A 21,049-nucleotide genomic window follows, 5' to 3' on the forward strand; every position below is an offset into this window, starting at 1 on the left:
GGATTTGCCTATTGAAAATTTACAATTTAGAACAGAAAGCAATTATCACAACGATTTGAAAAAACAGAGTATCAGCTTGTCCTAACAAACACAGCCGAGTGATTTAATTGACCGTGTCGATTACAATTTACTTAACCTAACTTCCCCTAAACTAACACGTCAAAATGGTTACGCATCACAAACTTAAAGACGAGGAACTGATTCGTATGTATTTGCGAACACAGCAAAATGGCTATTTTGAAACGCTTTATAATCGCTACGTTAGTAAAGTTTATCGACGCTGTCTGTCACTAACCAAGGACTCTGCCAAGGCCGAGGATTTTACCCATGATATCTTTATCCGGGTCTACGGTAACCTCATTAATTTTAAAGAGCATTCTGCTTTTTCCACCTGGCTTTATTCGATTTCCTACAACTACTGCATGGATCAGCTGCGGTACGCCAACCGGCTTCCTACCGTTGAGCTGGCGCAGGAATCCGACAACCACTGGATTGATAACGCCGAAAGTGAACTGCTCGAAATGCAGCTTCAGCACCTGACGCAGGTGATGCGGACCATCTCGCCCGATGAGCTGCAGATGCTGCGGATGAAATACGAAGAGGGCATGGACATCAAGGAGATTGCCCAGCAGCTGGATCTGAGAGACAGCGCGGTGAAAATGCGCCTGAAACGCACCCGCGACAAAATCAGAAAACTTTTTACGGAGCAGGAGTACTAGTCGGCCACCATCACGGAATCTTCCTGAGGAACGGGCGAAACAGCCGCCGGCCGGCGGCTACGCTCCCAGTTTCCTTTTTCGAACGCAGGCCGCTGGATATAGACGTCCAGCAGGGTATTTGGCCGCGCCAGGTACTCGCGCAGCAGGGTCCGGAGCGAATAGCCGTCCGGAACATCCTGCGCGGCAAAAGCAATTGCTTCGATTCCCTCGTGGTTGCTGATGAACAGCGCACGGGCGTTGTGAAAATTCTGGGAGATAATCGTAATCTTTTCCTGATTAAAGACTTCTTTGCAGCGTACTACCGAATCAAACGTCCGGTAGCCCGCGTAGTCGAGGGTCATCACCGATTCCGGCACCCCCAGCTTCACAAGGGCCCGCTGCATGTCGGCGGGTTCGTTGTAGTATTCAGAATCGTTATTTCCGCTCAGAATGAGGTACTTTATTTTCCCCTCTTTCCAGAGCCGGGCCGACGCTTCCATACGGTAACGAAAGAATAGATTCTCTTTCCCCGAGCGTACAAACTTGCTCGTTCCCAGTACCAGTCCTACGTCATTGGCTGGTAGCTCGTCGATATCAAAGTAAACCTGCTCCCGTGTGCTGTGCACCACCCACCAGTTGGCCGCCAACACGGCAATTGCCCCAACAAACGCCAGGGCAATTGCCGTCTTTATGGTCCATTTGACCACACGCACACCCGGCGCTTCGCGGGGCGCTCCGTCGTTGTAATCAGCTGTGGACAAAGTGGTATTCATTTCACAGATTTACACACGCGTTAACCGCGTACTCGCTACGAAAACAGGCCTAGCTGTACGGATTCTTTCTCGTCGGAAGCCGTGTCCTCATCGAGGGGTACGGCCGCCGGGGTTGCTGCCCTGGCAGCGGATGGTACTACTACTTTGGGTTCGGCCAGCCGGACGTCCTTCACGCGGGCAAACGGCAGTTTATTACCCAGCGCCTTCCAGCCCCGTATCTCAATAAAACCTTCGGGCTCCAGCATCATCGTTTCAACCGGTCCCCGGTCTTTTACCTGGTGTACCAGTTCAATACGTGGGTACTGATCCAGCGTAACGGCCAGCAGCTTAGAGCCTTTCGCGTCGCCAATAATACTGAATTTCTTGTCAAGCGACGTCGTTTCGATTTTGAACCGCTTCACATACCACGCCTTCTGATTAGCTTCGTAATACACCGCCGACAGAACGCAGTCCGGATCAAACTTCTCCAGTACCGTAATGTCACCGTGTTCGTAGCGATTTGTCAGATCGAAGCTGGTCAGCTCATACTGCCCGTCTTTATAAACGACCAGAATACTGTCTTTCGCGTCGAAATTACCCAGCAACCGACCCCGCTCGTCGCGATTGAGCCGCCCCAGGTGCTCATCGTACCAGATGTCGACTCCACCCAGCGTAGACACCCCGCCCGTTTTCAGCGTCAGCTTCCGGACCGGGTATTTCGTCAGGATGTTGCCCTGCGCCGAGCGGTTTTTGATCCCAACCGAAGCAAAATCATAGTCGAACTGCTTTAGTTTGGCCGAACTCTGCGCGGTTAGGTTTACCGTAATCACTTCGGCCTCCCCGTTGTCGTTGGCGCTGAAATACGTGATCTTCGATTTAGGATTTCCCATCGTCAGGTCATACTCCCGATCACGCGTTACGCCCGTCACGGGGAAACGTTTAACCATCGAAATGCCCGATTTGGCATCCAGGTAGACCAGGTTGTAGATTTTCCGTTCGTCGTTTTTCTTAAAGACCGACACGTAGAGAATATCCTTACCCACGAATACCTTTTCCTGAACTTTTGTCACCAGGCACTTACCGTCCCGCCGGAACACGATGATGTCATCAATGTCCGAACAATCGCTGACGTATTCGTCTTTTTTAAGACCGTAGCCGATGAACCCGCCTTCCCGGTCAACATAAAGTTTCTGGTTGGCAGCAGCCACTACGTTGGCAGCAATGGTATTGAACGCCCGGATTTCGGTCTTGCGCTCACGGCCTTTGCCGTATTTCTTCTGCAGGTCTTTGTAGTAGTTGATGGCAAAGCGGGTGATGTTCGCCAGGTTGTCCTCGGTTTCGGCCAGTTCCTGCTCCAGCCGACGCATCAGTTCATCCGCCTTGAACCCATCAAATTTAGAAATTCGCTTGATCTTGATCTCCGTCAGGCGAATCAGATCGTCCTCCACGATATCGCGGTAGAACTGCTTCTTGAACGGTTTGAGCGCTTTGTCGATCGTGGCCAGAACAGCGTCGAAGGTTTCGCACTCTTCGATTTTCCGGTAGATCCGGTTCTCAATAAAGATTTTTTCAAGCGAGCTGTACAGCAGCCGCTCCATTAACTCACCCCGGCGAATCTCCAGCTCGCGCTGCAGCAGGTGCACCGTCTGGTGGGTATTTACCCGCAGAATATCGAGTACACTCACGAAATGCGGCTTGTCGCCGATGATCACGCAGGCGTTGGGCGAGATAGACACCTCGCAGTCGGTGAAGGCGTAGAGCGCATCAATCGTTACGTCCGGCGATACGCCCGGCTGCAGATGCACCAGGATCTCCACATCTTTGGCTGTGTTGTCGACCACGGCCGCAACGTTCCGGCTTGGCGCCTTGATCCGGATTTTACCCAGTTCGGCGGCTTTAACGATCGAATCGATCAGCTGCGAGGTTGTTACGCCAAAGGGAACGTCGCGAATGGCCAGCGTCTTTTTGTCAACCTCTTCAATCCGGGCCCGAACGCGGACCTTACCGCCCCGGTGGCCGTCGTTGTAGTTGCTCACGTCGATGAGACCGCCGGTCTGAAAATCCGGGTACAGCACCACGGGTTTATCTTTCAGAATCTGGATCGAAGCCTCGATCAACTCGTTGAAGTTGTGCGGCAGAATCTTGGTCGATAGCCCGACCGCAATCCCTTCGACGCCCTGGGCCAGCAGCAACGGAAATTTTACCGGCAGAGTTACGGGCTCCTTTTTACGACCATCGTACGAGAGCTGCCATTCGGTCGTCTTATCATTGTAGACCGTATCCAGCGCAAACTTCGACAGGCGAACTTCAATATAACGGGGGGCAGCCGCGCCATCGCCCGTCCGGACATCGCCCCAGCTCCCCTGCGTATCGAACAGTAATTCTTTCTGACCGATGTTCACAAGCGCTTCGCCAATGGAGGCATCCCCGTGGGGGTGGAACTGCATCGTCTGCCCGATCACATTGGCTACTTTATTGAAGCGGCCGTCGTCCATCTCGTGCAGGGCGTGGAGAATCCGGCGCTGCACGGGTTTGAGGCCATCCTCAACGGCGGGCACAGCCCGTTCAAGGATAACATACGACGCATAATCCAGAAAATAATTCTGATACAGGCCCGACACGACCGTTTGGTCGTGCAGACTCGCGGCTCCCGCATCAGCCATTTGTTCATCGGCCCCGGTCGACTCAACGGCTGCGTCCTCCGGCGCAGGCTGGTCAGCGCCGGCTTGCCGTTCGTCGTCTGTCGGGTCCAGATTTTCTTCGTTCATCATGAATGACTACTAACCTTTTTCAACTAAAAATTGGCGGGATTATTTACCCATTCCGATGGCAATCGGCTCCTTAAATATACAAAAAAAAGTTTAAAAACCGGCCTATTGACCGTAAAAAGGCCTATTCCGTTTTGTTTAGTGAAAGCCGGTCGGGCTAGTACCCTTTGGTGAGATCCACCCTGTTCTCCAGCGGTTCGCCCGCCTGGAAATGCTGGAGATTGCGAAGAAACAGATCGACTTTACCGCCATCCTCGTCGGGTTGACCGCCCCCCGTGTGCTGGGTCAGCAGGACGGTTGGCAGCGACCAGAGGGGGCTATCGGCCGGGAGGGGCTCTTCAGCCGTTACGTCCAGCACCGCCCCACCCAGTTTTTTCGTCTGCAGAGCGGCAATCAGAGCCGGCTCGTCGGTGGTGGTTCCCCGGCCAACGTTGGCGTAGATACTCGTCGGTGTCATGGCTGCGATCAGCTCGGCGGAGAAAAACCCGCGGGCCGAGCCGGGCAGGCAGTTAATGACAATATCCGTATCCGGCAGGACTGCTTTTAGTTCGTCGACGGAATGCAGGTCAGCCCGCGGATCAGTACGGGCCAGCATTTTCGTGTCGCAGGAAAACCCCGTCAGCATCTGCTTCACCGCCTGCCCAATGGTCCCGGTCCCGAGAATGACCACCCGCTTTTTCAGCAGCAGCCCCATCCGGTTGCGGACGGGCACTCCTACCCATACCTTGCGATCCTGTTCAACGGCCAGTTCGGGAATCCGGCGGTAGAGTGCCATAACCCCGGCGACCATTGTTTCGGCGCAGGGCCAGGCAAAATAATCGCCCATGTTGGCTACGGCAGCCGCCACCTGAACCTGGGCGTACTTATCGAATCCCGCCGAGTCCAGCTGCCAGAAGTTGAGCTCGGGCAGTGGTTCACGAAACCAGTCCGGGTCGGGGTTCCCCATCAGCACGTTCGCCGTACGAAAGGCCGCCAACTGCTCGTCGTTCGGCAAATCCTGTTTAACCAGTAGGGTTGCATCGGGCGGTATCGCCTGCTGAATCCGGGCTTTGAGCGTAGCATCCAGCTTGGTGTTTACAAAAACGATCATACCGCTAGTTACGCAAAAACGACCAATTTGGTTGCGGCTCTCCGGCGATTACGCGGTCCGTACAGGAAATTGCCTGCCGGCTCGGAGCGGTTGCAGATTAACGATGCAACGTACCAGCAGGGTCATTGGAAAGACGACGTCAACACCACCCGGCACGTGGGATAACAATATGCCCAGGATGATCAGCACGGCCGTTCCACCAAAGTACAGCGTCCGGCGTCGGGCTGTCGTGCTTTTCCCCGTTACCCAGTAGACCAGCGGCAGATGCAGCGGCATCAGGTAAAGCAGCGTCGGGTTCCAGGCCGTTACGCCGTGATCGGTAGCCACCCAGAGCAGGAACAAAAACCAGCCGCAGACGCCCGAAAAGCAGAACAACAGCCGGTCGAGCCACCGGTCCACGATACCACGCTGGTACCGACGAATGGTAAAGAAAGCCACCGCTATGCCGAACAGGGCAAAGACAACTTCGGGATCAAAAATAACCGGCAGTTCCTGCGGAAACGTACGCTGTCCGGCAAACAGCGTACGGTCACTGCTCATCAGGGGAACAATGCTGCCGTTGGCCTGCCGGAGTTTGGCGCTGGCCAGTTGATCATGTACCTGATCGGGCAGGTACATGGCGTGCCAGCCATCGGTCTGCTCGTCGGCGGGTTGGCCGATGGCCAGGTTCATGCCCAGCCGCGCCCACGCTTTCTCACCCAGGTACTGGTTCATCCAGTCGCGGTATGATTTACCGGTCATCACCGACCGGGACGGTATCGTCAGGCTGTCGCCACAGGCTTCTGCTATCTTGTCGCGGGGCCGGGTGGCGCAGTTGTCGTAAAAGAACTTGTACTGATACGTCCGGTTTTCGGGCTGCATATTCGTTTCCAGTACGGCCATCAGCCGCTCCTTCTGCGCGGGTGTCAGGTTCAGCACCTGCTCCCGCAACGTCCGGTTTTCCTGCTGGTAGGCGTACACAAACAGGTACATGTCGTACGCATCGATGTAATAGGGCAGGGTGCCGCGCAGAAACTTGACGTAGAAGTTATTTTCGGAAAAGCGGAAGCCACCCCAGCCGTAGGTACGGTCGATATTCTGCGCCGGATCATAGACCCGGATGGCGGTATGCCCGAAAACCGAGTACAGATCCTCGCCCGGCCCCGCGGTCAGGAGGCTCATCTGCGCTGAGGGCGACAATCGCTGGGCCGATACCGGCACGACAGGCAGCAGAATAGCCAGCAGCCAGCCGACTATCTTTAGTTTATTCCTCGTCGTCCTCATCGGCGTAGGCCCGTTTGTTTTTTCCTTTACTGACTTCTTTTCCCTGAACGCAGACAACGATTTCACCCTTTACTGTTTTTTCGCCAAAGTACGTAATTAGTTCGGACAACGGGCCGCGCCGGGTTTCTTCGAACATTTTGGTCAGTTCGCGCGACACGCTGGCCGGCCGGTCCGGACCGAAAAGGTCGGCAAATTGCTGCAGGGTTTTTAGCAGACGGTGGGGCGATTCGTAAAAGACCATCGTCCGTTCTTCGCCGGCGAGTTCAGCCAAACGCGTCTGACGGCCTTTCTTGTGGGGCAGGAATCCCTCGAACGTAAAGCGGTCATTAGGCAGTCCCGAGTTGACCAGCGCCGGCACGAAAGCCGTGGGACCCGGCAGGCACTCCACCGGAATGTCGTGTTTGATACACTCCCGCACCAGCAGGAAACCCGGATCCGAAATGCCGGGCGTGCCCGCATCGGAGACCAGCGCCAGCGTTTTACCGCTTTTGAGCTGATCGATCAGCCGCTGTACGGTCTGGTGCTCGTTGAAAATATGGTAACTATGGAGCGGCTTGCTGATAGTGAGGTGACGCAGCAGCACGCCCGACGTGCGGGTGTCCTCAGCCAGGATGGCGTCGGCCTGCTGCAGCACCTTGATCGCGCGCAGGGTGATGTCGTCGAGATTGCCGATGGGCGTCGGTACGAGAAACAATTTCATGCTGCAAGTTAACGGTCAGCGCGTGGTTCCCCCACCCTTTTCCCGCAAATCCGTATTACTCAGCTTGCAGAAGCGCATCAATGGCCCGCGCCAGCGTCCAGTCTTTATCGGTAATCACACCAACCGCGTCGTGGGTCGACAGCCGGATGGTAACCTGATTATACACGTTCGACCACCACGGATGATGATTCTGCTGTTCGGCCAGCAGCGCTACCCGCGTCATAAAGGCGAATGCCTCACTGAAGTTTAAAAACGTGAACGAGCGCGTGAGCTGATTATCCTGTTCCTGCCACATAGCGGAGCTTTTCTGTGATTAACCCTGACTCTCGCTAAGTGTTTATACGAACGGGCGGATTAGGCGGGCCGTGCCAGCAGGCGGGTCAGTCGATAAGATAAGGCCCTAAAATGACCATTTGGCGGACGAAACTGTTACATTAGCTTGCCGTTGTTTGCCCGGAGCATAGCTTCCCGGTAATTTTTTAACGGTTTTCCTGCATGGCTGATCCTTTAAATGCATACCAGGCTCCCGCCGTCAACTACCGCACGGATACCGACGAGCGTCTTCAACTGGTCATCATGGCCGCTCGCATCGGCACGTGGGATTACAACCCCCTGACGGACGAGCTAAGCTGGTCAGACCGTTGCAAAGAACTGTTCGGCCTGCGGCCTGATTCCCCTGTACCGATTACGTATGATCTCTTTTTGCAAGGGCTGCATCCCGACGACCGCAGCCAAACTAACCGGGTGGTTGAAAACGCCCTGCAACCGGAGAATATTCACGAACCATTTCAGGTAGAGTATCGTACGATCGGTCTTGACGACGGCCAGGTCCGTTGGATCCGATCGAACGGTCGAGCGTTTCTCAACGATGCGGGTCAGGTAGATCAGTTTATCGGAACGGTCATCGATATCACCCAAAACTACCGTCACAGCGAAGAACTGGAACGGCGTGTTCACGAGCGAACGCTGGCTTTGCAGGAAGCCTTACGCGCTAAGGAAGAGCAGGAAGCACTGGCGCGCCAGAGTAACAAAGCGCTCAACCAGGTGCTGGAAGGAATGCCGATCAACACCTTAGGATTGACATCGGTTCGGGATGAATCGGGACGTATCATCGATTTTCATGTTCAGTTCGTCAACAACTTAAGCGCCATCAATCTTGGGTTTTCCAGAGAACAGCTCATCGGACGATTATTGAGTGAGGTATCGCCGGGATATCGGGAAACTCTATTGTTCAGGCAGTATGTCGATACGGTCGAGAGCGGTGAACTGCACCGGAGTGAAATTCAGACCGGTACCGACGATACCATACGCTGGTACGATGTTTCCTCCGTCAAGCAGGACGATGGTCTGCTGGTCATGTACCTCAACATCACCGACCGGAAGCAGTCCGAACACTATATCCAGCAGCAGACTGAAGAGCTTCAACGCAATAACTTTGAACTGCGGCAAAGCAACGAAAACCTCCAGCAGTTTGCGCAGGTAGCTTCGCATGACCTCCAGGAGCCGCTACGCCGGATTCAGGCATTCAGCGATATTCTCCAGAATCAATTTGAAGACAACCTGTCGGACGGCGAACGGGACATGATCCGGCGAATTCAGAAGTCGGCGGGGCGTATGCAACTGCTTATCAAAGACCTGCTGGTCTATTCCCGGCTGGCAACCCATCGCGATCCGTTTGAACTGGTATCGCTCAACGACGTACTGACGGATGTCCGAAGCGATCTGGAAATAGTTATTGCCGAAAAGCAGGCTCGTATCCACGTAGAGCCCTTACCGACGGTTATGGGTAATGACTCTCGGCTGCGGCAACTCTTTCAGAACCTGGTTGCTAACGCGCTGAAGTTCCAGAAACCGGGACAGCAGCCCGTCATCGGCATTCAGGCCCGACCGGCCCGCCCCCAGGACCTGCCCGAGCGCCTGGCGGAACAGGAAGATCGTCGGTTCTGGCTGATAACGGTTACGGATAATGGGCTTGGTTTCGACGAAAAATACAAAGACCGTATTTTCACACCCTTTCAGCGCCTGCACGACGGGAGTGCCTACGGTGGTACGGGCATTGGACTGGCCATCTGTTACCGGGTAACCGAAAGCCACGGCGGAGCCATTGATGTCAGCAGTCAGCCGGGCGAAGGGGCTACATTCAAAGTATTTCTGCCGATGTAAGCTTATGTTGTATAAACGGGCATGGTCCGTTGAAAGCAGGTTTGATACGCCCGGAAGGCTCGTTCGGCGGCCTCAACGACGGTATCCGCCTGGTTTTCACCCCGCATCTGCAGAAAAACCAGAAACTCTTTCCACAACCGGCCGGTATCTTTACCGTATCCCTGGTAAAAACGGGCATCGGTCAGCAGAGACAGAATGGCGGGATTCTGCTGCAGCATCTGCCAGACGAACTTCCCGCCCAGCATCGACCCTTCGCTGACGTAAGCCGCCCCCAGCAGCTCCACTGGCGACCAATTGGCAAATAATTCCGGCATGGGTGTTGGTACTGTCTGCTCCAACCGTGTTAGATCGGCCACGAGCCAGTCCGCTTTTCGACGGGCCTCCAGATTATACTCGGTACCGAAGTCAGGAAACCGGGCCATGGCGTCTTCCAGCGCCTGATGGAAGGCCAGGTGCGTACGAAGCAGATGCACATACGCGTCGGGCGACAGCGTACCGTTGCGTAGTTCGTTGATGTACAGTAGTTGCTCGGTGGCTTCGTGCAGCGGCCGGGTTTGCTCTTTTAGGCGTTCGGGTAAGGTACTCATCGGGAATCCAGGCACAGGTTGTTATCCAGCCAGAAATCATACAGCCGGCTCAGCAGGGACGCCGTTGCCTGATAGCCGCCAGGTTTTACGATGTACGCATTGATGCCAGCTTCGTAGGCCGCCCGAACATCGGTTGGACTATCTGACGTGCTGAAGGCCACGATAGGCAGGAACCGGGCCGACTCGGTCTGGCGGGCCTGCTGGATTACCTCGAAGCCACTGATGCCTTCCATATTCAGATCCATCAGCACCAGCTTCGGCATAGGTCTGGTCTGATCCAGGTATTTGCCCTGACTCGTCAGGTAATCGAGGGCCTCAAACCCATTATCAATAATGGTGAACGAAATCGACCGGTCCAGTTTCCGCATGAGCCGACTGAAAATATCGGCGTCGTTCGGATCATCTTCTACATATAGAACGTCTGTCATAAGGGACTTACTGCGCGGTTGGGTCCGCAAAAGCAACAAAAAAGGAGGTACCCCGCCCCGGCTCACTGTGGAACCAGATTTTCCCTTCGTGTCGGTTCACAATTCGTTTTACGATGGCCATCCCAACACCAGATCCTTCAAATTGCCGGGCGTTTTCCAGCCGTTTGAACAGATCGAATATCTTACCGGAATGCTTCATATCAAAGCCAATGCCATTATCAACGATGGAATAAACGATTTCGCCGTTAGCCTGGTATCCTTTAACCTCAATATGAGCGGTAGGGTTTAATCGGGTGTATTTAACGGCATTGCCAATCAGATTGGTAAACAGCTGACCGATCATAACGGGGTCACCACTCAGAGCGGGCGTATCTTTGATGTCGATCGTCAGTTGCCGGCCTTTCTCGGCTACCAGAAACTCTTCCCGTATGCCTTCCAGCATCGTCTGTATATCAACGGCCTGCTGATTCAGTTCCGTGCGGCCCATGCGTGAGTAATACAGAATATGCCGGATCAGCGAACGCATCCGATCGGTCGAGTCGATGATTTTCTTGAACAGCAACTGCGCATCTTCGTTGAAGTCAGCGCCGTATTCCTCAACCAGAATCTCGGAATAACACCGGATCGACGACAGGGGGGTTCGCAGATCGTGCGAGACAGTATAACTGAACGCATCCAGTTCTTCATACGCAGCCTGCAGGCGCTGGTTCAGCAGGCGTATTTCGTTGGCCTGCCGCGTAACTACCTGCAGGATGTCTTCGCGCAGTTTGACAACGGTTGATACTTCGGCCTCGCTCCAGGGGGTCGACGTATTACGTACGGTCTCCGTCCAAGCAGCAAAGCTTTTGCGGGGACTCAGCCGGTGTTGTCCGTCGTCGGTTACCGTAACAGCTTTTTCCGGATTCCCTGCCCAGGTCACTTCCTGCACCTGCTCGGGCTTGAACCAGAGTACGTACTCGTCCAGGTCCGGCGAGAGAGCAATAGCCAGCAGGCCCGCGCCCACGTCCCGGAAGGATGTAGCGGCCGAATAAAGCGAGGGGAGCCGGTCCGTCTGAAAAAACGTTTCAGCATTCGTAGAACGCAGCCACTCGGTCAGCGCCCGCGTAGCAGATTCATCGGGCGTCTGGCCCAGTTGATGAAACTGTCCATTGAACAGCACCGCTACGCCACCCGCCTTTGTTACGTCCAGAGCCGTGGTCGGGTGTTTCAGCAGGGCGCGTACTACGTCGCCGTCTTCCAGCAGCTGCTCATGCAGGGCCTGCCCGTTCTGCAGGCTCTGCAGGCGAAAGGTCTGGTCTTCTTCGTCCTTTCTGAATTCCAAGGCTGCCGACAGCAGCTGACTGACAAACTTGGCCGTCTGCCGGGCGGGAAAACTTACGAAACGGGGGCTATAGTGATGGCACGAGATCAGCCCCCAGAGTTCACCCCGGTACAGAAGCGAGATACTCATAGACGCCTGAACCCCCATGTTGTGGAGGTATTCGATGTGGACCGGCGATACCGCCCGCAGTACCGAGTGGGTTAAATCCAGCGGCTTATCGGCAGGCCAGTCCGGCAGCGATACAATCGGTGACGGCTGACTTTCGGCGTCGGCAATCAGCCGAACCAGGTTCACTTTATACAACTCCCGCGCCTGCTTCGGAATATCCGAGGCCGGGTAATGAAGGCCCAGAAATGGCTCTAGGTGCGGTTCAAGCGCTTCGGCGATAACCTTACCGTGCCAGTCGGCACCGAACCGGTACACCATCACGCGGTCGAATCCAATAATGGTTTTAACCCGCTGAGCGGTGTTCTGCAGCAGATCGGTCAGGGTTCGGCTCGACTGTACTTCCGTCAGCGCCTGCGCCACCAGTTGCTGATTGGTCAGTTCGTCGGTTTGATCACCACTGGGTTCCCATTCGAGCAGAATCAGGCCGTTGTGCTGGTGAATGATCAGGTTCCAGGTTCGGTTGCCGATAATCTGCCGATACGGATTCATCGTATCCCAGGTATTATGCCGACTGCCTACGTTCAGGAGTTCAACCAGCGAATCAGTTCCCGCATTCGTCTGTTCCAGTACTATTTGAATGGGCTTCCCCAGCAATTGACTGGCTTCGACCCCGGTCAGATCGGCGATATTTTCGCTGGCGTGGACAATTGTGTAGCTGCCCGGCTGTATCGCTATCAGGTATCCGTGCGACTGAACGTGTCCTAGAATATGAATGGGTTCCCGTTCGCAGGAAATCAAATCGACTTGACGAGTGTTCATTAATTGGTCATTAACAGCCAGTTACAAGGCCAGACTAAGACAGTTGGTCGTGAGCCCGGGTATAGGCACCGAGGAGATTAAAAAATGAAAATTATACCGTCTGGCAATATACGTATTTATAACGGGTACGAGCCCTGCTTCCGTGCCTGACAGAACGCTAACATCCTGTCAGGCGCTGGCCGAACCGATGGGTATTTTCTTACCGTAGCGTATCCCGCTTGGGTTTACCCAACGGCACCGCTACCCCAAACGCACGTGGGTTTGATGGCGGATTCGTCCGCCGACGTTTTTTGTCGTCCTTTACCGGCGCGGCCGCATTCGGATTTGGGGGCGACTGCATGAGCGTACCGGGGGCCGACGTTGGCGAGTCGATACCGGGAATCATAACCGGCTGCTGGGCCGTACGGGGCGATTCGCCTTTGACGCGGGTTACGGAATCCATCTGACCGTAACAGGTAGCCGTTGCCGACAGCAGGACAAGGGAAAAGAATAGCGAGCGCATAATCGTTGAGTCAAAACAGCCCACGGGTTTGTGAGCTATTTACCTAAACCAGCGTATCAACGGAACGGTTTAACCCATTTCGCCGAAAGCACGATTCTGTCCTCCCCGCCGTCAATCAGGGCTTGGGCGTTGCCGGGCGACCGAACCGGTTGCCGAAGAAATCACCCTCGTTCCAGATGGGTCGTTCGTCGGCCTGCGCCGTCAGGTAGCCGATCAGAAACTGTAGCTGTACGTGTTTGGCAGCCGCGTTCCAGTCGAACGGCTGGTTCATGTCGTCCTGCGGAGAATGGTAGATATTGGCGCGCCAGTCCAGGTTTTCTTTTAGGCCGTCGATCTTCGGGTCGCCGGTTTCGGACCCGCTTTTGATGTAGATAGCTGGAATCCCCTGCCGCACAAAGCTGAAGTGATCACTCCGCATGAAAACGGCCTGGGCAGGCATCGGATCGGGTGCGACGTTTACACCCAGAAAACCGGCCGCCGACCGAACCGCCTGCGCCATGCTCGAATGCTCTACCCCATAAGGCACAATGTCGAGCAGCGGGTGGAAAAAAAATGGCATATCCAGACAGAGGTTGGCCACAAGCTTCTCGGCGGGAACGGTAGGATTGCTGGCAAAGTAATCAGACCCGAGCAGCCCCATTTCCTCCCCCGTTACGCCTACGAAGAGAATCGATCGCCGGGGGGCTTTGGGCAGCGAGGCAAACAGCCGGGCCGTTTCCAGATTGATGGCTACACCCGACGCGTTGTCGTGCGCACCATTGTAGATCGAATCACCTTTTACGGGTGGACCGATGCCCAGGTGATCCAGGTGCGATACGTACACGACGTATTCATTTTTCAATACCGGATCGCTGCCGGGCAGCAGCCCGATCACGTTCTGCCCCACCAAGTCGTCGTTCAGGCTCGTCTGCGTCTTTACCCGGATGGATGCGTTCAGCGGAAACGCCTGGGGGTAACTGCGGTGCGCAACAGCCACGGCTTCGTCGAACGATTTGGCCGTTCCCGCAAACAGCGACCGGGCGGTTGAATCACTCAGCAGCACCGTGGCCTGAATCTGCGGAAACGTACGCTGCGCCTTTCCCAGGCGGTCGACCCAGCGGTACGTAGCCTGCCGGGCGCGGGGGGCCGCGGCCTCAACCCGGGCGCGAACGTCGGTCGGCAGACTGAACGAGATAACACCGACCGCCCCGTGAGCAGCCGCAATTTCGGCTTTAGCCGAGCCGTAGTACGCCCGTTGGTTCGACGGGAATACGGTGGGGGCGCCGTTGAAATACGCGACAATCTTGCCGTTGACGTCGATCTGGGCGTAATCATCGTACCCCAGTTCCGGCGCTGAAATACCGTAGCCAACAAAGACAATAGGGGCTGATACCTCACTTCGGGGCTGGTCGAAATTGGGGTTAAGAATGTAATTTTTGCCGTAGTTTAAATGCAGTTCCTTCCCATCCCGAATGAGCACCACCGAACTGGCCCTTGCATCGACCTGCCCGCTGCGGAGTGGTACGCTCTGCCGGTAGGTTCCCCTCTCCCCCGCCGGTTTGTAGCCCATCTTTTTCAGCTCACCCTCAACGTACTGAGCCGCCAGTTCGTAACCGTGCGTACCGGGTTTCCGGCCTTCTAACTTGTCATCGGACAGATAACGCATGTGTGCTTCGATGGCCTTCGGACGTACCGTACTGGTTGCCTGCTGCGCTTCGGCGGGGATAGTGGCGGTCTGCCCGAGGACAGCAGTCTTTCCCAAAGCAAGCAGAGCCAGCGAAAAGAAGTAAGTTATCAAACGTTGCTGATGAATAGCCATACTGGTAAAGTTACGCGTTTGCTCGGCTGTAATCCTGTCCAAAATTCTCAGTTTTATAACGTACTGAGCCGGTGGGCGGCTTCCTGCAGGAGATCGTCGTTTTTAGCGAAACAAAAACGCAAAATTTTAAAGTCGTTTTTCTGGTGATAAAATACCGAAACCGGAATGGACGCTACACCAATTTCGCGGGTCAGGCGAACGGCCAGTACCTGGTCCGGCTCGTCGGTGATGGCGGCATACGACAGGTTCTGAAAGAAACTCCCCTCCGACGGCAGAAACTCAAACCGTGTCCCCTGCAACCCGGCCAGAAACAGATTCCGCTTGCGCTGGTAAAAACCCGCCAGTTGCTGGTAGTGCTCGGGCTCGCTCAGGTAATCGGCCAGCGCGTACTGCATGGGTGTTACGGTACTGAACGTCAGGTACTGGTGTATTTTCCGAAACTCGGATGTCAGGGCGGCTGGAGCCAGGCAGTAGCCAATTTTCCAGCCCGTAATGTGATACGTTTTCCCAAACGAACCGATCACGAACGTGCGCTCGCGCAGAACCGGATGCATCATCAGGGAGCGGTGCATGTGCTCATCGAAATAGATATGCTCGTACACCTCGTCGCTGACGATCCAGATAGCCTTGTCGCGTACCAGTTCGGCCAGTTGCGTCAGATCATCAGCCGTCCAGACGCGGCCCGTAGGGTTATGGGGGGTATTAACCAGAATCAGCCGGGTGCGATCGGTAATCCGTTGGCGCACCTGCGCCCAGTCGACCGCGTAATCGGGCGGGGTCAGCGTGACGTACACGGGAATCCCACCGTTCAGTTCGATGGCGGGTACATAGCTGTCGTACGCCGGTTCAAACACAATTACTTCGTCGCCGGGCCGCACCACTGCCGTAATGGCCGCGAAGATCGCTTCGGTGGCGCCGGACGTAACGGTTATCTCCGTATTCGGATCAAAACGAACGTTATACAGAGCTTCCGTTTTTCGGGCCAGGGCTTCCCGCAGGGCTGGTACGCCGGTCATGGGTGCGTACTGATTGAATCCCTGGCGCATATACTGGTCCACCAGCGCCACCAGTTCGGGCGAGCAGTCGAAACCGGGAAAGCCCTGCGAGAGATTAATCGCCCCCGTTTCGGCCGCCAGCGCCGACATGACGGTAAAAATGGTAGTACCAACGTTCGGGAGTTTGGACGGCAGGAACATGAGCAACGGGTCGGATAAAATCAGTACGGGCTGCAAATATATTCCCCGGCGCCCAATCTAGTTGCTTTTCCCGCCGTCACGCTCCGTACGCGATGAGTTGTTTTCTGGTTAATAAGCCTTTTATTAGCACTTCATCCTATCCGTTCAATTCATCCCAACGCCTAATGAAGCTTTTTTTTTGTTTCCTGACCTGTTGGCGTCTGATCAGTGCACCAACTGTCTCTTTCGGTCAGACCCGCGACACGCTAGCGACCGCTGGGGCACCAGCTACGTCAAGTGCTTTAGCCTCCTCTGCTCCAATAGGCAATAGTAATGGAGGAAGCTACTCTCCTATCTACTACGTTCTCGAGTTTGGTTTGCTCTGTTTGCTCATAAGTTTTGTTGGTGCCGGGGTCATTTTTGTTCTGGCTGGCTTGTTATGTATAATGGTGTTGGTCGTCTTTGGTCTTTTATCAAGCTCGCTATTAGTTGGTTTACACAAACGATCCCTGACAACGGGAATCAATCTGTTTATCATGATATTCGCAGTATTATGCGGTCTGGCTATGGGAGGGCCGGGACTTTGGCTGATAAACTCGCAAACTAACTGGCTGACATCCGATAAAGCTCTTATCGGTGGCCTTTTTTGCGGTTTATTCGCCGGTGTACTACTGGGCCTGGTTGTTTGCAACCTATTGAACCGACTCATCCAATTCGCCAGAGTACGGCTTAATCGGTTGTGAGACTTATGACTTCGTCGGAAACCAGCTGAGCGTTGCCCGCTCCAGATCAACGAAGCCCAGTGATTCGTAGAGCTTTCGGGCCCGGTCATTGTATTTCTCAACCTGCATGGTTACGGATACTAGTCCCAGTTGAGGGGCTTTTTGCTGAATCTGTTCCAGCGCAAACCGGCCCAAGCCTGAACGTCGATAAGCTTCCCGAACGTACAATTCATCAACCCGCGCTTCCCGTCCACCAAACTCAAAAATGAAGCTGTTGGTCAGTGCTAGGTAGCCCGCATCCTGATCATCGAGACGAATCAGCCAGATTGATCCCAGGTGTGGATTAGCCAGAAAATCAGCGACCATAACTCGATGTTTCGGTTCGTCGAATGGGTAATCGAAGTAGTAATAAAACTCTGCCATCAGCGGCATCAGGCGGTTCAGGTCAGCCTTTGTTGTCGGTTGTAACGATACGTTCATAAGGTCAATCTTTGATCAGACAGCTAACGTTGTGTTTGCTCAAAGATTGATAAACAACGATCAGGTCGTCTCTATCCCGCAACATTAGTCAATCCAGTGTTAGTCAAAAAGCCTTTGGTAAATGGCTATCCATTTGCTGTGGAATCCGGCCGTGCTGTTCATCAATGGGGTATCTACGTCTTTTATGAACAACCCTGCTACCCATTACGTCTCTTTGATCAAAACATTATTGTTAGCACTGCTCATTACAGGCTGCTCGAACCACCATAACTCCTCCTATTTATCAGCAACCTGGATCGGTGATAGTCTTGAAGCCATGTGGATAGGCGATGTGGCCGACACCAGCGCCCGGCAACACCAGCTTTCCAACGCGCAGGGCATGACATTATCTGTTTCGCTACGTACTGACAGTACTTTACTGGAGTTTCGAACGCCCGTCTCGGTGCTAAAAAAACATGCTCCGGCGGGTTCGTTTAAGCAGTACACGCTGGCAATTAGTCAACAGACCGACCGTTCGCTGACGCTTATTCCCGTCTCAGACGAAGCCTGCGCCTTTTTTGGCAATAAGCACAGGTTAGTTTTTCGAAAGCAGTCGTTGGTTATCGATAGTGAGATCCGTTTCGAAAAAATCATTTTCCACACGACTGAATGTTTCGGTACCTGTTCGGTTTTTCATCTGGAGATCGACAGCGCCAGCCGGTTCAGGCAGCATACCGAAGTTCGGTACAGACAAGCCAACTGCTACTCCACCCGGGAAGGATACTTTACGGGTACTATGCCAAATAATACGTACCAAAAGCTCATGACGGCCATCAGAACGAGCCACCTGCGCCAGCTTACCTCCGACTCCGACGACATGCTGTGTTGCGACGCGCCCATTGGCACGATCATTCTTTACGCTAACGGCCAGCGTACATCGTTCCGATCCATGTTTCCTCCGATCGTCGTCCAGAATCTGGTCAATGTTCTATATCAGATTGCCAGAGAGCAAGCGGGAACGCGCACCAGTACACCATTCGTTCTCGAAGGCTGGAATGGCAAACCTTCCACCGATCTGGGTAACGTTGTAGACCAATAAGATGGTGCAGTTATAACTCCAACCTATAATTTTATAGTATTTCACAAATAAAAAATTGAAATATATTTTTCATTTAAAGGATTAAGCATAAATTTACCCGTCGAAGTTATTCAGCTTCGACTCGAGTAAATTCGGGACTTGACCTGCTTCATCCGTATAGCTTGATGAGTACCAAGAAAACGTCCCTGAAGGACATTGCCCAGCGGGCTGGGGTTTCGTCAGCACTGGTATCATACGTACTGAACGGTAAGGAAAAAGAAAGCCGCGTTGGTCAGGAGATTGCCCGCAAGATTAAAGATATTGCGGCCGAGCTGAACTACCAGCCCAACCACCTGGCCAAAAGCCTGCGCAGTGGAAAGACACACACGATTGGATTAATTATTGCCGATATATCGAACCCGTTTTTTGCCAACATCGCCCGGGTTGTTGAAGACGAAGCCAAGCGAAACGGCTATACAGTCATCATCGGGAGTTCGGACGAACGGGCCGACAAGTCTGAGGACTTACTGAACGTTTTGATAAACCGGCAGGTCGATGGCTTTATCATCGTCTCGTCGGAGGGTTCCGAAGGACAGAGTCAGTACCTGAAAGAGCGAGGCATTCCATTTGTGCTCCTGGACCGGTATTTTCCGGAACTGGAAACCAACTATGTGTCAACCGATCACTACAGAGCGTCTTATGAAGCAGGTGTTCACTTAATCAACAACAACTACCACCGTATTGGCATGCTGGCCTACAATTCGCAGATGTTCCATATGCAGGAGCGGATACGGGGTTATTGGGATGCGCTTCGGGATCATGGCATTTCCTTCAAATCAGCTTGGCTAAAGCCAGTGAACCTAAGCCAGATCGAGCAGGAAGTTCGGAGTGCTATTGACGACCTTCGCTCCCCCGAGATAGCCGTCGACGCGGTTATTTTCGCAACCTACAGTCTGGCACTGAACGCGCTGAAATACATCAATGAACTCCAGATAAACGTACCGGAAGACCTGGCGATCGTTAGTTTTGGTCAGGCCGAAGTCTTTGAGCTGTATTACTGCCCTATTACCTATGTTAGGCAACCCATTGGCCTGCTGGGTCAGAAAGCGGTAGAACTATTAATGCGTGAGTTCAAGCACCGGCAGTCTCCCATAAGTCAATTACTTATGGAAGCCGAGTTAGTCGTCCGGGCATCGTCAAAAGCTAAATAATCAGGCGCTGCTTTCTTTTTGGTCTTTTGCTTAAACGTTTAAGCTTTTATAATACAACTCCTAAACCTGATTATGCAACGAAGAAACTTCTTACAGTCGACGCTCGTCGGCTCAGCGGCTCTCTGGGCGGGCGGGTTGCCAACACTGGCCCAGGCTGCGCCCAAGCTGAAGATCACTAAAATCCGCTATTATAGCGCGCCGGGGTACAATAAACCACTCTTCAACCAGGCTCGCGGGATCGTCGAAATTCAGACCGATGGCGGGATTATTGGCATTGGCGAAGGCGGATTTAAGGACGTAGTCGAGCAATGCGCCCAGATGATGATCGGCGAAAATCCGTTCCAGGTCGAGCACATCTGGCAGAATGTGTACCGGGGTATGTTTTATCCCCCCGGCCGGGAGAAGTTGCACGCCCTCGGCGCGCTGGAAATGGCGCTGTGGGATCTTAAAGGCAAAGCGCTGGGTGTGCCCGTGTATGAACTGCTGGGCGGTGCCACGCGTGACTACGTCGAGTGCTACGCTACCGGCTTTCGGGCTTCCAAAGCCAAAACAGAAGAGGAACGCGCCCGGGACTGCATCGAAGCCGGGTTGCGGGCGTACCGGATCGGTCCGACTGGCGGCAACGGCGATCAGTCCTTCGATTTTTATGATAATGCGAAGAAAACCATCGACTTCTGCAAGCGTATCGATGCGGCCGTTGGGGGCGGAGGACACTGGGCCATCGACCTGCACACCCGTTTTGATACGACCGAAGGCATCAAAATCTGTAAAGCAATCGAAAGTCTGGAGCCCTACTTCGTCGAGGATGTCATTCGCTCCGAAAATCCGGGCGTCTACAAAACAGTGCGCCAGATGACAACAGTCCCCCTGGCCGTGGGTGAGCAGTTCGGCGACCGCTGGGACATCAACGAATTACTAGAAGACCAACTTATTGATTACACCCGCGTAACGCTGCCCAATACGGGCGGACTTTTAGAGCTCAAGAAGATTGCGGCTTTGTGCGAGACCCACTACATCGGTATGATTCCGCACTTTACCGGTCCGCTCTCCACGGCGTCGCTGGTTCACGTACTGGGTTCCAGCAGCCCTACCCGCTGCCTGATGGAGTTGGCTGGTGGCGAACCCGAACGCCCGCCCTACTTCAACGAGGACTACATCAACTTCAAAAATGGCAAGCTGTACCTGAACCCGAATCCGGGGCTGGGCGTCACCTTCGATCCGAAGAAGGCCACGTTCGTGATGGAAGTCACTGAAAAAACGAAGTTCCCCCACCCGATCCTGAAAAGTCCGGATGGTGCTATTCACAACTGGTAAACAGCGCTACCCGCTTATTCCTACTGTCATTTACCTTATTACGCATTCCAACTTTTTCTTCCTGAACGCAAATGAATACACTCATTTTTCCTA

Annotated in this window: 18 protein-coding genes; 5 read left to right on the forward strand and 13 right to left on the reverse strand. The window is 54.1% G+C overall.

Going from position 1 to position 21,049, the window contains the following annotated elements:
* The first annotated feature begins 164 nt into the window (after window positions 1-164).
* Window positions 165-719, forward strand: coding sequence for an RNA polymerase sigma factor (locus HU175_RS15740; protein WP_176567498.1), 555 nt, complete (start codon window positions 165-167; stop codon window positions 717-719).
* Here HU175_RS15740 and HU175_RS15745 read toward each other — a convergent pair.
* The 6 genes from HU175_RS15745 to HU175_RS15770 all read right to left on the reverse strand — a co-directional run bounded on the left by HU175_RS15745 (window position 716) and on the right by HU175_RS15770 (window position 7,566).
* On the reverse strand, window positions 716-1,471 hold the full coding sequence (locus HU175_RS15745; protein ID WP_176567499.1) for a vancomycin high temperature exclusion protein: 756 nt from the start codon (window positions 1,469-1,471) through the stop codon (window positions 716-718). The genes HU175_RS15740 and HU175_RS15745 overlap by 4 nt on opposite strands.
* A 35-nt stretch (window positions 1,472-1,506) precedes the next feature.
* Window positions 1,507-4,221, reverse strand: a complete 2,715-nt coding sequence (locus tag HU175_RS15750) for a DNA gyrase/topoisomerase IV subunit A (protein WP_176567500.1) — start codon at window positions 4,219-4,221, stop codon at window positions 1,507-1,509.
* Window positions 4,222-4,375: 154 nt separating this feature from the next.
* On the reverse strand, window positions 4,376-5,308 hold the full coding sequence (locus HU175_RS15755) for a D-2-hydroxyacid dehydrogenase (RefSeq protein WP_176567501.1): 933 nt from the start codon (window positions 5,306-5,308) through the stop codon (window positions 4,376-4,378).
* A 48-nt stretch (window positions 5,309-5,356) separates the two neighbouring features.
* Window positions 5,357-6,571, reverse strand: a complete 1,215-nt coding sequence (locus HU175_RS15760) for a DUF4105 domain-containing protein (protein ID WP_176567502.1) — start codon at window positions 6,569-6,571, stop codon at window positions 5,357-5,359.
* Window positions 6,552-7,271, reverse strand: coding sequence for a 16S rRNA (cytidine(1402)-2'-O)-methyltransferase (gene rsmI, locus HU175_RS15765; RefSeq protein ID WP_176567503.1), 720 nt, complete (start codon window positions 7,269-7,271; stop codon window positions 6,552-6,554). The genes HU175_RS15760 and rsmI overlap by 20 nt, the downstream gene beginning before the upstream one ends.
* Before the next feature lie 55 nt (window positions 7,272-7,326).
* The gene (locus HU175_RS15770; protein ID WP_176567504.1) at window positions 7,327-7,566 is read right to left on the reverse strand and encodes a 4a-hydroxytetrahydrobiopterin dehydratase; all 240 of its coding nucleotides are present in this window, start codon (window positions 7,564-7,566) and stop codon (window positions 7,327-7,329) included.
* 200 nt (window positions 7,567-7,766) lie between these two features.
* On the opposite strand from HU175_RS15770, the gene HU175_RS15775 reads away from it, so the two are divergent.
* Entirely contained in the window at window positions 7,767-9,434 is a 1,668-nt protein-coding gene (locus HU175_RS15775; RefSeq protein WP_176567505.1) for a sensor histidine kinase, read from the forward strand.
* A gap of 2 nt (window positions 9,435-9,436) precedes the next feature.
* On the opposite strand, the gene HU175_RS15780 is transcribed toward HU175_RS15775, so the two are convergent.
* From HU175_RS15780 to HU175_RS15810, 7 genes are all read right to left on the reverse strand, one after another.
* Window positions 9,437-10,021: a biliverdin-producing heme oxygenase gene (locus HU175_RS15780; RefSeq protein WP_176567506.1), complete on the reverse strand. Its 585-nt coding sequence runs from the start codon at window positions 10,019-10,021 to the stop codon at window positions 9,437-9,439.
* Window positions 10,018-10,449: a response regulator gene (locus tag HU175_RS15785; protein ID WP_176567507.1), complete on the reverse strand. Its 432-nt coding sequence runs from the start codon at window positions 10,447-10,449 to the stop codon at window positions 10,018-10,020. The genes HU175_RS15780 and HU175_RS15785 overlap by 4 nt, the downstream gene beginning before the upstream one ends.
* Window positions 10,450-10,456: 7 nt before the next feature.
* Window positions 10,457-12,697 carry an ATP-binding protein gene (locus tag HU175_RS15790; RefSeq protein WP_176567508.1) on the reverse strand — a complete coding sequence of 747 codons (2,241 nt, stop codon included), beginning with the start codon at window positions 12,695-12,697 and terminating at the stop codon, window positions 10,457-10,459.
* Between the two features lie 199 nt (window positions 12,698-12,896).
* The gene (locus tag HU175_RS15795; protein WP_176567509.1) at window positions 12,897-13,199 is read right to left on the reverse strand and encodes a hypothetical protein; all 303 of its coding nucleotides are present in this window, start codon (window positions 13,197-13,199) and stop codon (window positions 12,897-12,899) included.
* A gap of 115 nt (window positions 13,200-13,314) precedes the next feature.
* A complete protein-coding gene (locus HU175_RS15800) occupies window positions 13,315-14,997 on the reverse strand; it encodes a M28 family metallopeptidase (protein ID WP_176567510.1) in 1,683 nt (560 codons plus the stop codon).
* Window positions 14,998-15,050: 53 nt separating this feature from the next.
* On the reverse strand, window positions 15,051-16,193 hold the full coding sequence (locus tag HU175_RS15805; protein ID WP_317167748.1) for a methionine aminotransferase: 1,143 nt from the start codon (window positions 16,191-16,193) through the stop codon (window positions 15,051-15,053).
* A 725-nt stretch (window positions 16,194-16,918) separates the two neighbouring features.
* Entirely contained in the window at window positions 16,919-17,374 is a 456-nt protein-coding gene (locus tag HU175_RS15810; protein ID WP_176567511.1) for a GNAT family N-acetyltransferase, read from the reverse strand.
* A 121-nt stretch (window positions 17,375-17,495) separates the two neighbouring features.
* On the opposite strand from HU175_RS15810, the gene HU175_RS15815 reads away from it, so the two are divergent.
* The 3 genes from HU175_RS15815 to HU175_RS15825 all read left to right on the forward strand — a co-directional run bounded on the left by HU175_RS15815 (window position 17,496) and on the right by HU175_RS15825 (window position 20,956).
* Complete coding sequence (locus HU175_RS15815) at window positions 17,496-18,452, forward strand: DUF6438 domain-containing protein (RefSeq protein ID WP_176567512.1); 957 nt, start codon at window positions 17,496-17,498, stop codon at window positions 18,450-18,452.
* A gap of 164 nt (window positions 18,453-18,616) precedes the next feature.
* Entirely contained in the window at window positions 18,617-19,642 is a 1,026-nt protein-coding gene (locus HU175_RS15820) for a LacI family DNA-binding transcriptional regulator (RefSeq protein ID WP_176567513.1), read from the forward strand.
* A 72-nt stretch (window positions 19,643-19,714) separates the two neighbouring features.
* Window positions 19,715-20,956 (forward strand): mandelate racemase/muconate lactonizing enzyme family protein, encoded by a 1,242-nt coding sequence (locus HU175_RS15825; RefSeq protein ID WP_176567514.1) that lies wholly within the window; start codon window positions 19,715-19,717, stop codon window positions 20,954-20,956.
* Window positions 20,957-21,049: the final 93 nt, after the last annotated feature.

This window comes from Spirosoma sp. KUDC1026, assembly GCF_013375035.1.
Taxonomy (GTDB): Bacteria; Bacteroidota; Bacteroidia; order Cytophagales; family Spirosomataceae; genus Spirosoma.

Coding starts and splice junctions, on each gene's coding strand:
- HU175_RS15775 (WP_176567505.1), top strand. CDS start 7,767: ATGGCTGATCCTTTAAATGCATACCAGGCTCCCGCCGTCAACTACCGC.
- HU175_RS15800 (WP_176567510.1), bottom strand. CDS start 14,997: ATGGCTATTCATCAGCAACGTTTGATAACTTACTTCTTTTCGCTGGCT.
- HU175_RS15780 (WP_176567506.1), bottom strand. CDS start 10,021: ATGAGTACCTTACCCGAACGCCTAAAAGAGCAAACCCGGCCGCTGCAC.
- HU175_RS15795 (WP_176567509.1), bottom strand. CDS start 13,199: ATGCGCTCGCTATTCTTTTCCCTTGTCCTGCTGTCGGCAACGGCTACC.
- HU175_RS15825 (WP_176567514.1), top strand. CDS start 19,715: ATGCAACGAAGAAACTTCTTACAGTCGACGCTCGTCGGCTCAGCGGCT.
- HU175_RS15785 (WP_176567507.1), bottom strand. CDS start 10,449: ATGACAGACGTTCTATATGTAGAAGATGATCCGAACGACGCCGATATT.
- HU175_RS15750 (WP_176567500.1), bottom strand. CDS start 4,221: ATGATGAACGAAGAAAATCTGGACCCGACAGACGACGAACGGCAAGCC.
- rsmI (WP_176567503.1), bottom strand. CDS start 7,271: ATGAAATTGTTTCTCGTACCGACGCCCATCGGCAATCTCGACGACATC.
- HU175_RS15820 (WP_176567513.1), top strand. CDS start 18,617: ATGAGTACCAAGAAAACGTCCCTGAAGGACATTGCCCAGCGGGCTGGG.
- HU175_RS15740 (WP_176567498.1), top strand. CDS start 165: ATGGTTACGCATCACAAACTTAAAGACGAGGAACTGATTCGTATGTAT.
- HU175_RS15790 (WP_176567508.1), bottom strand. CDS start 12,697: ATGAACACTCGTCAAGTCGATTTGATTTCCTGCGAACGGGAACCCATT.
- HU175_RS15815 (WP_176567512.1), top strand. CDS start 17,496: ATGGCTATCCATTTGCTGTGGAATCCGGCCGTGCTGTTCATCAATGGG.
- HU175_RS15810 (WP_176567511.1), bottom strand. CDS start 17,374: ATGAACGTATCGTTACAACCGACAACAAAGGCTGACCTGAACCGCCTG.
- HU175_RS15770 (WP_176567504.1), bottom strand. CDS start 7,566: ATGTGGCAGGAACAGGATAATCAGCTCACGCGCTCGTTCACGTTTTTA.
- HU175_RS15755 (WP_176567501.1), bottom strand. CDS start 5,308: ATGATCGTTTTTGTAAACACCAAGCTGGATGCTACGCTCAAAGCCCGG.
- HU175_RS15760 (WP_176567502.1), bottom strand. CDS start 6,571: ATGAGGACGACGAGGAATAAACTAAAGATAGTCGGCTGGCTGCTGGCT.
- HU175_RS15745 (WP_176567499.1), bottom strand. CDS start 1,471: ATGAATACCACTTTGTCCACAGCTGATTACAACGACGGAGCGCCCCGC.
- HU175_RS15805 (WP_317167748.1), bottom strand. CDS start 16,193: ATGTTCCTGCCGTCCAAACTCCCGAACGTTGGTACTACCATTTTTACC.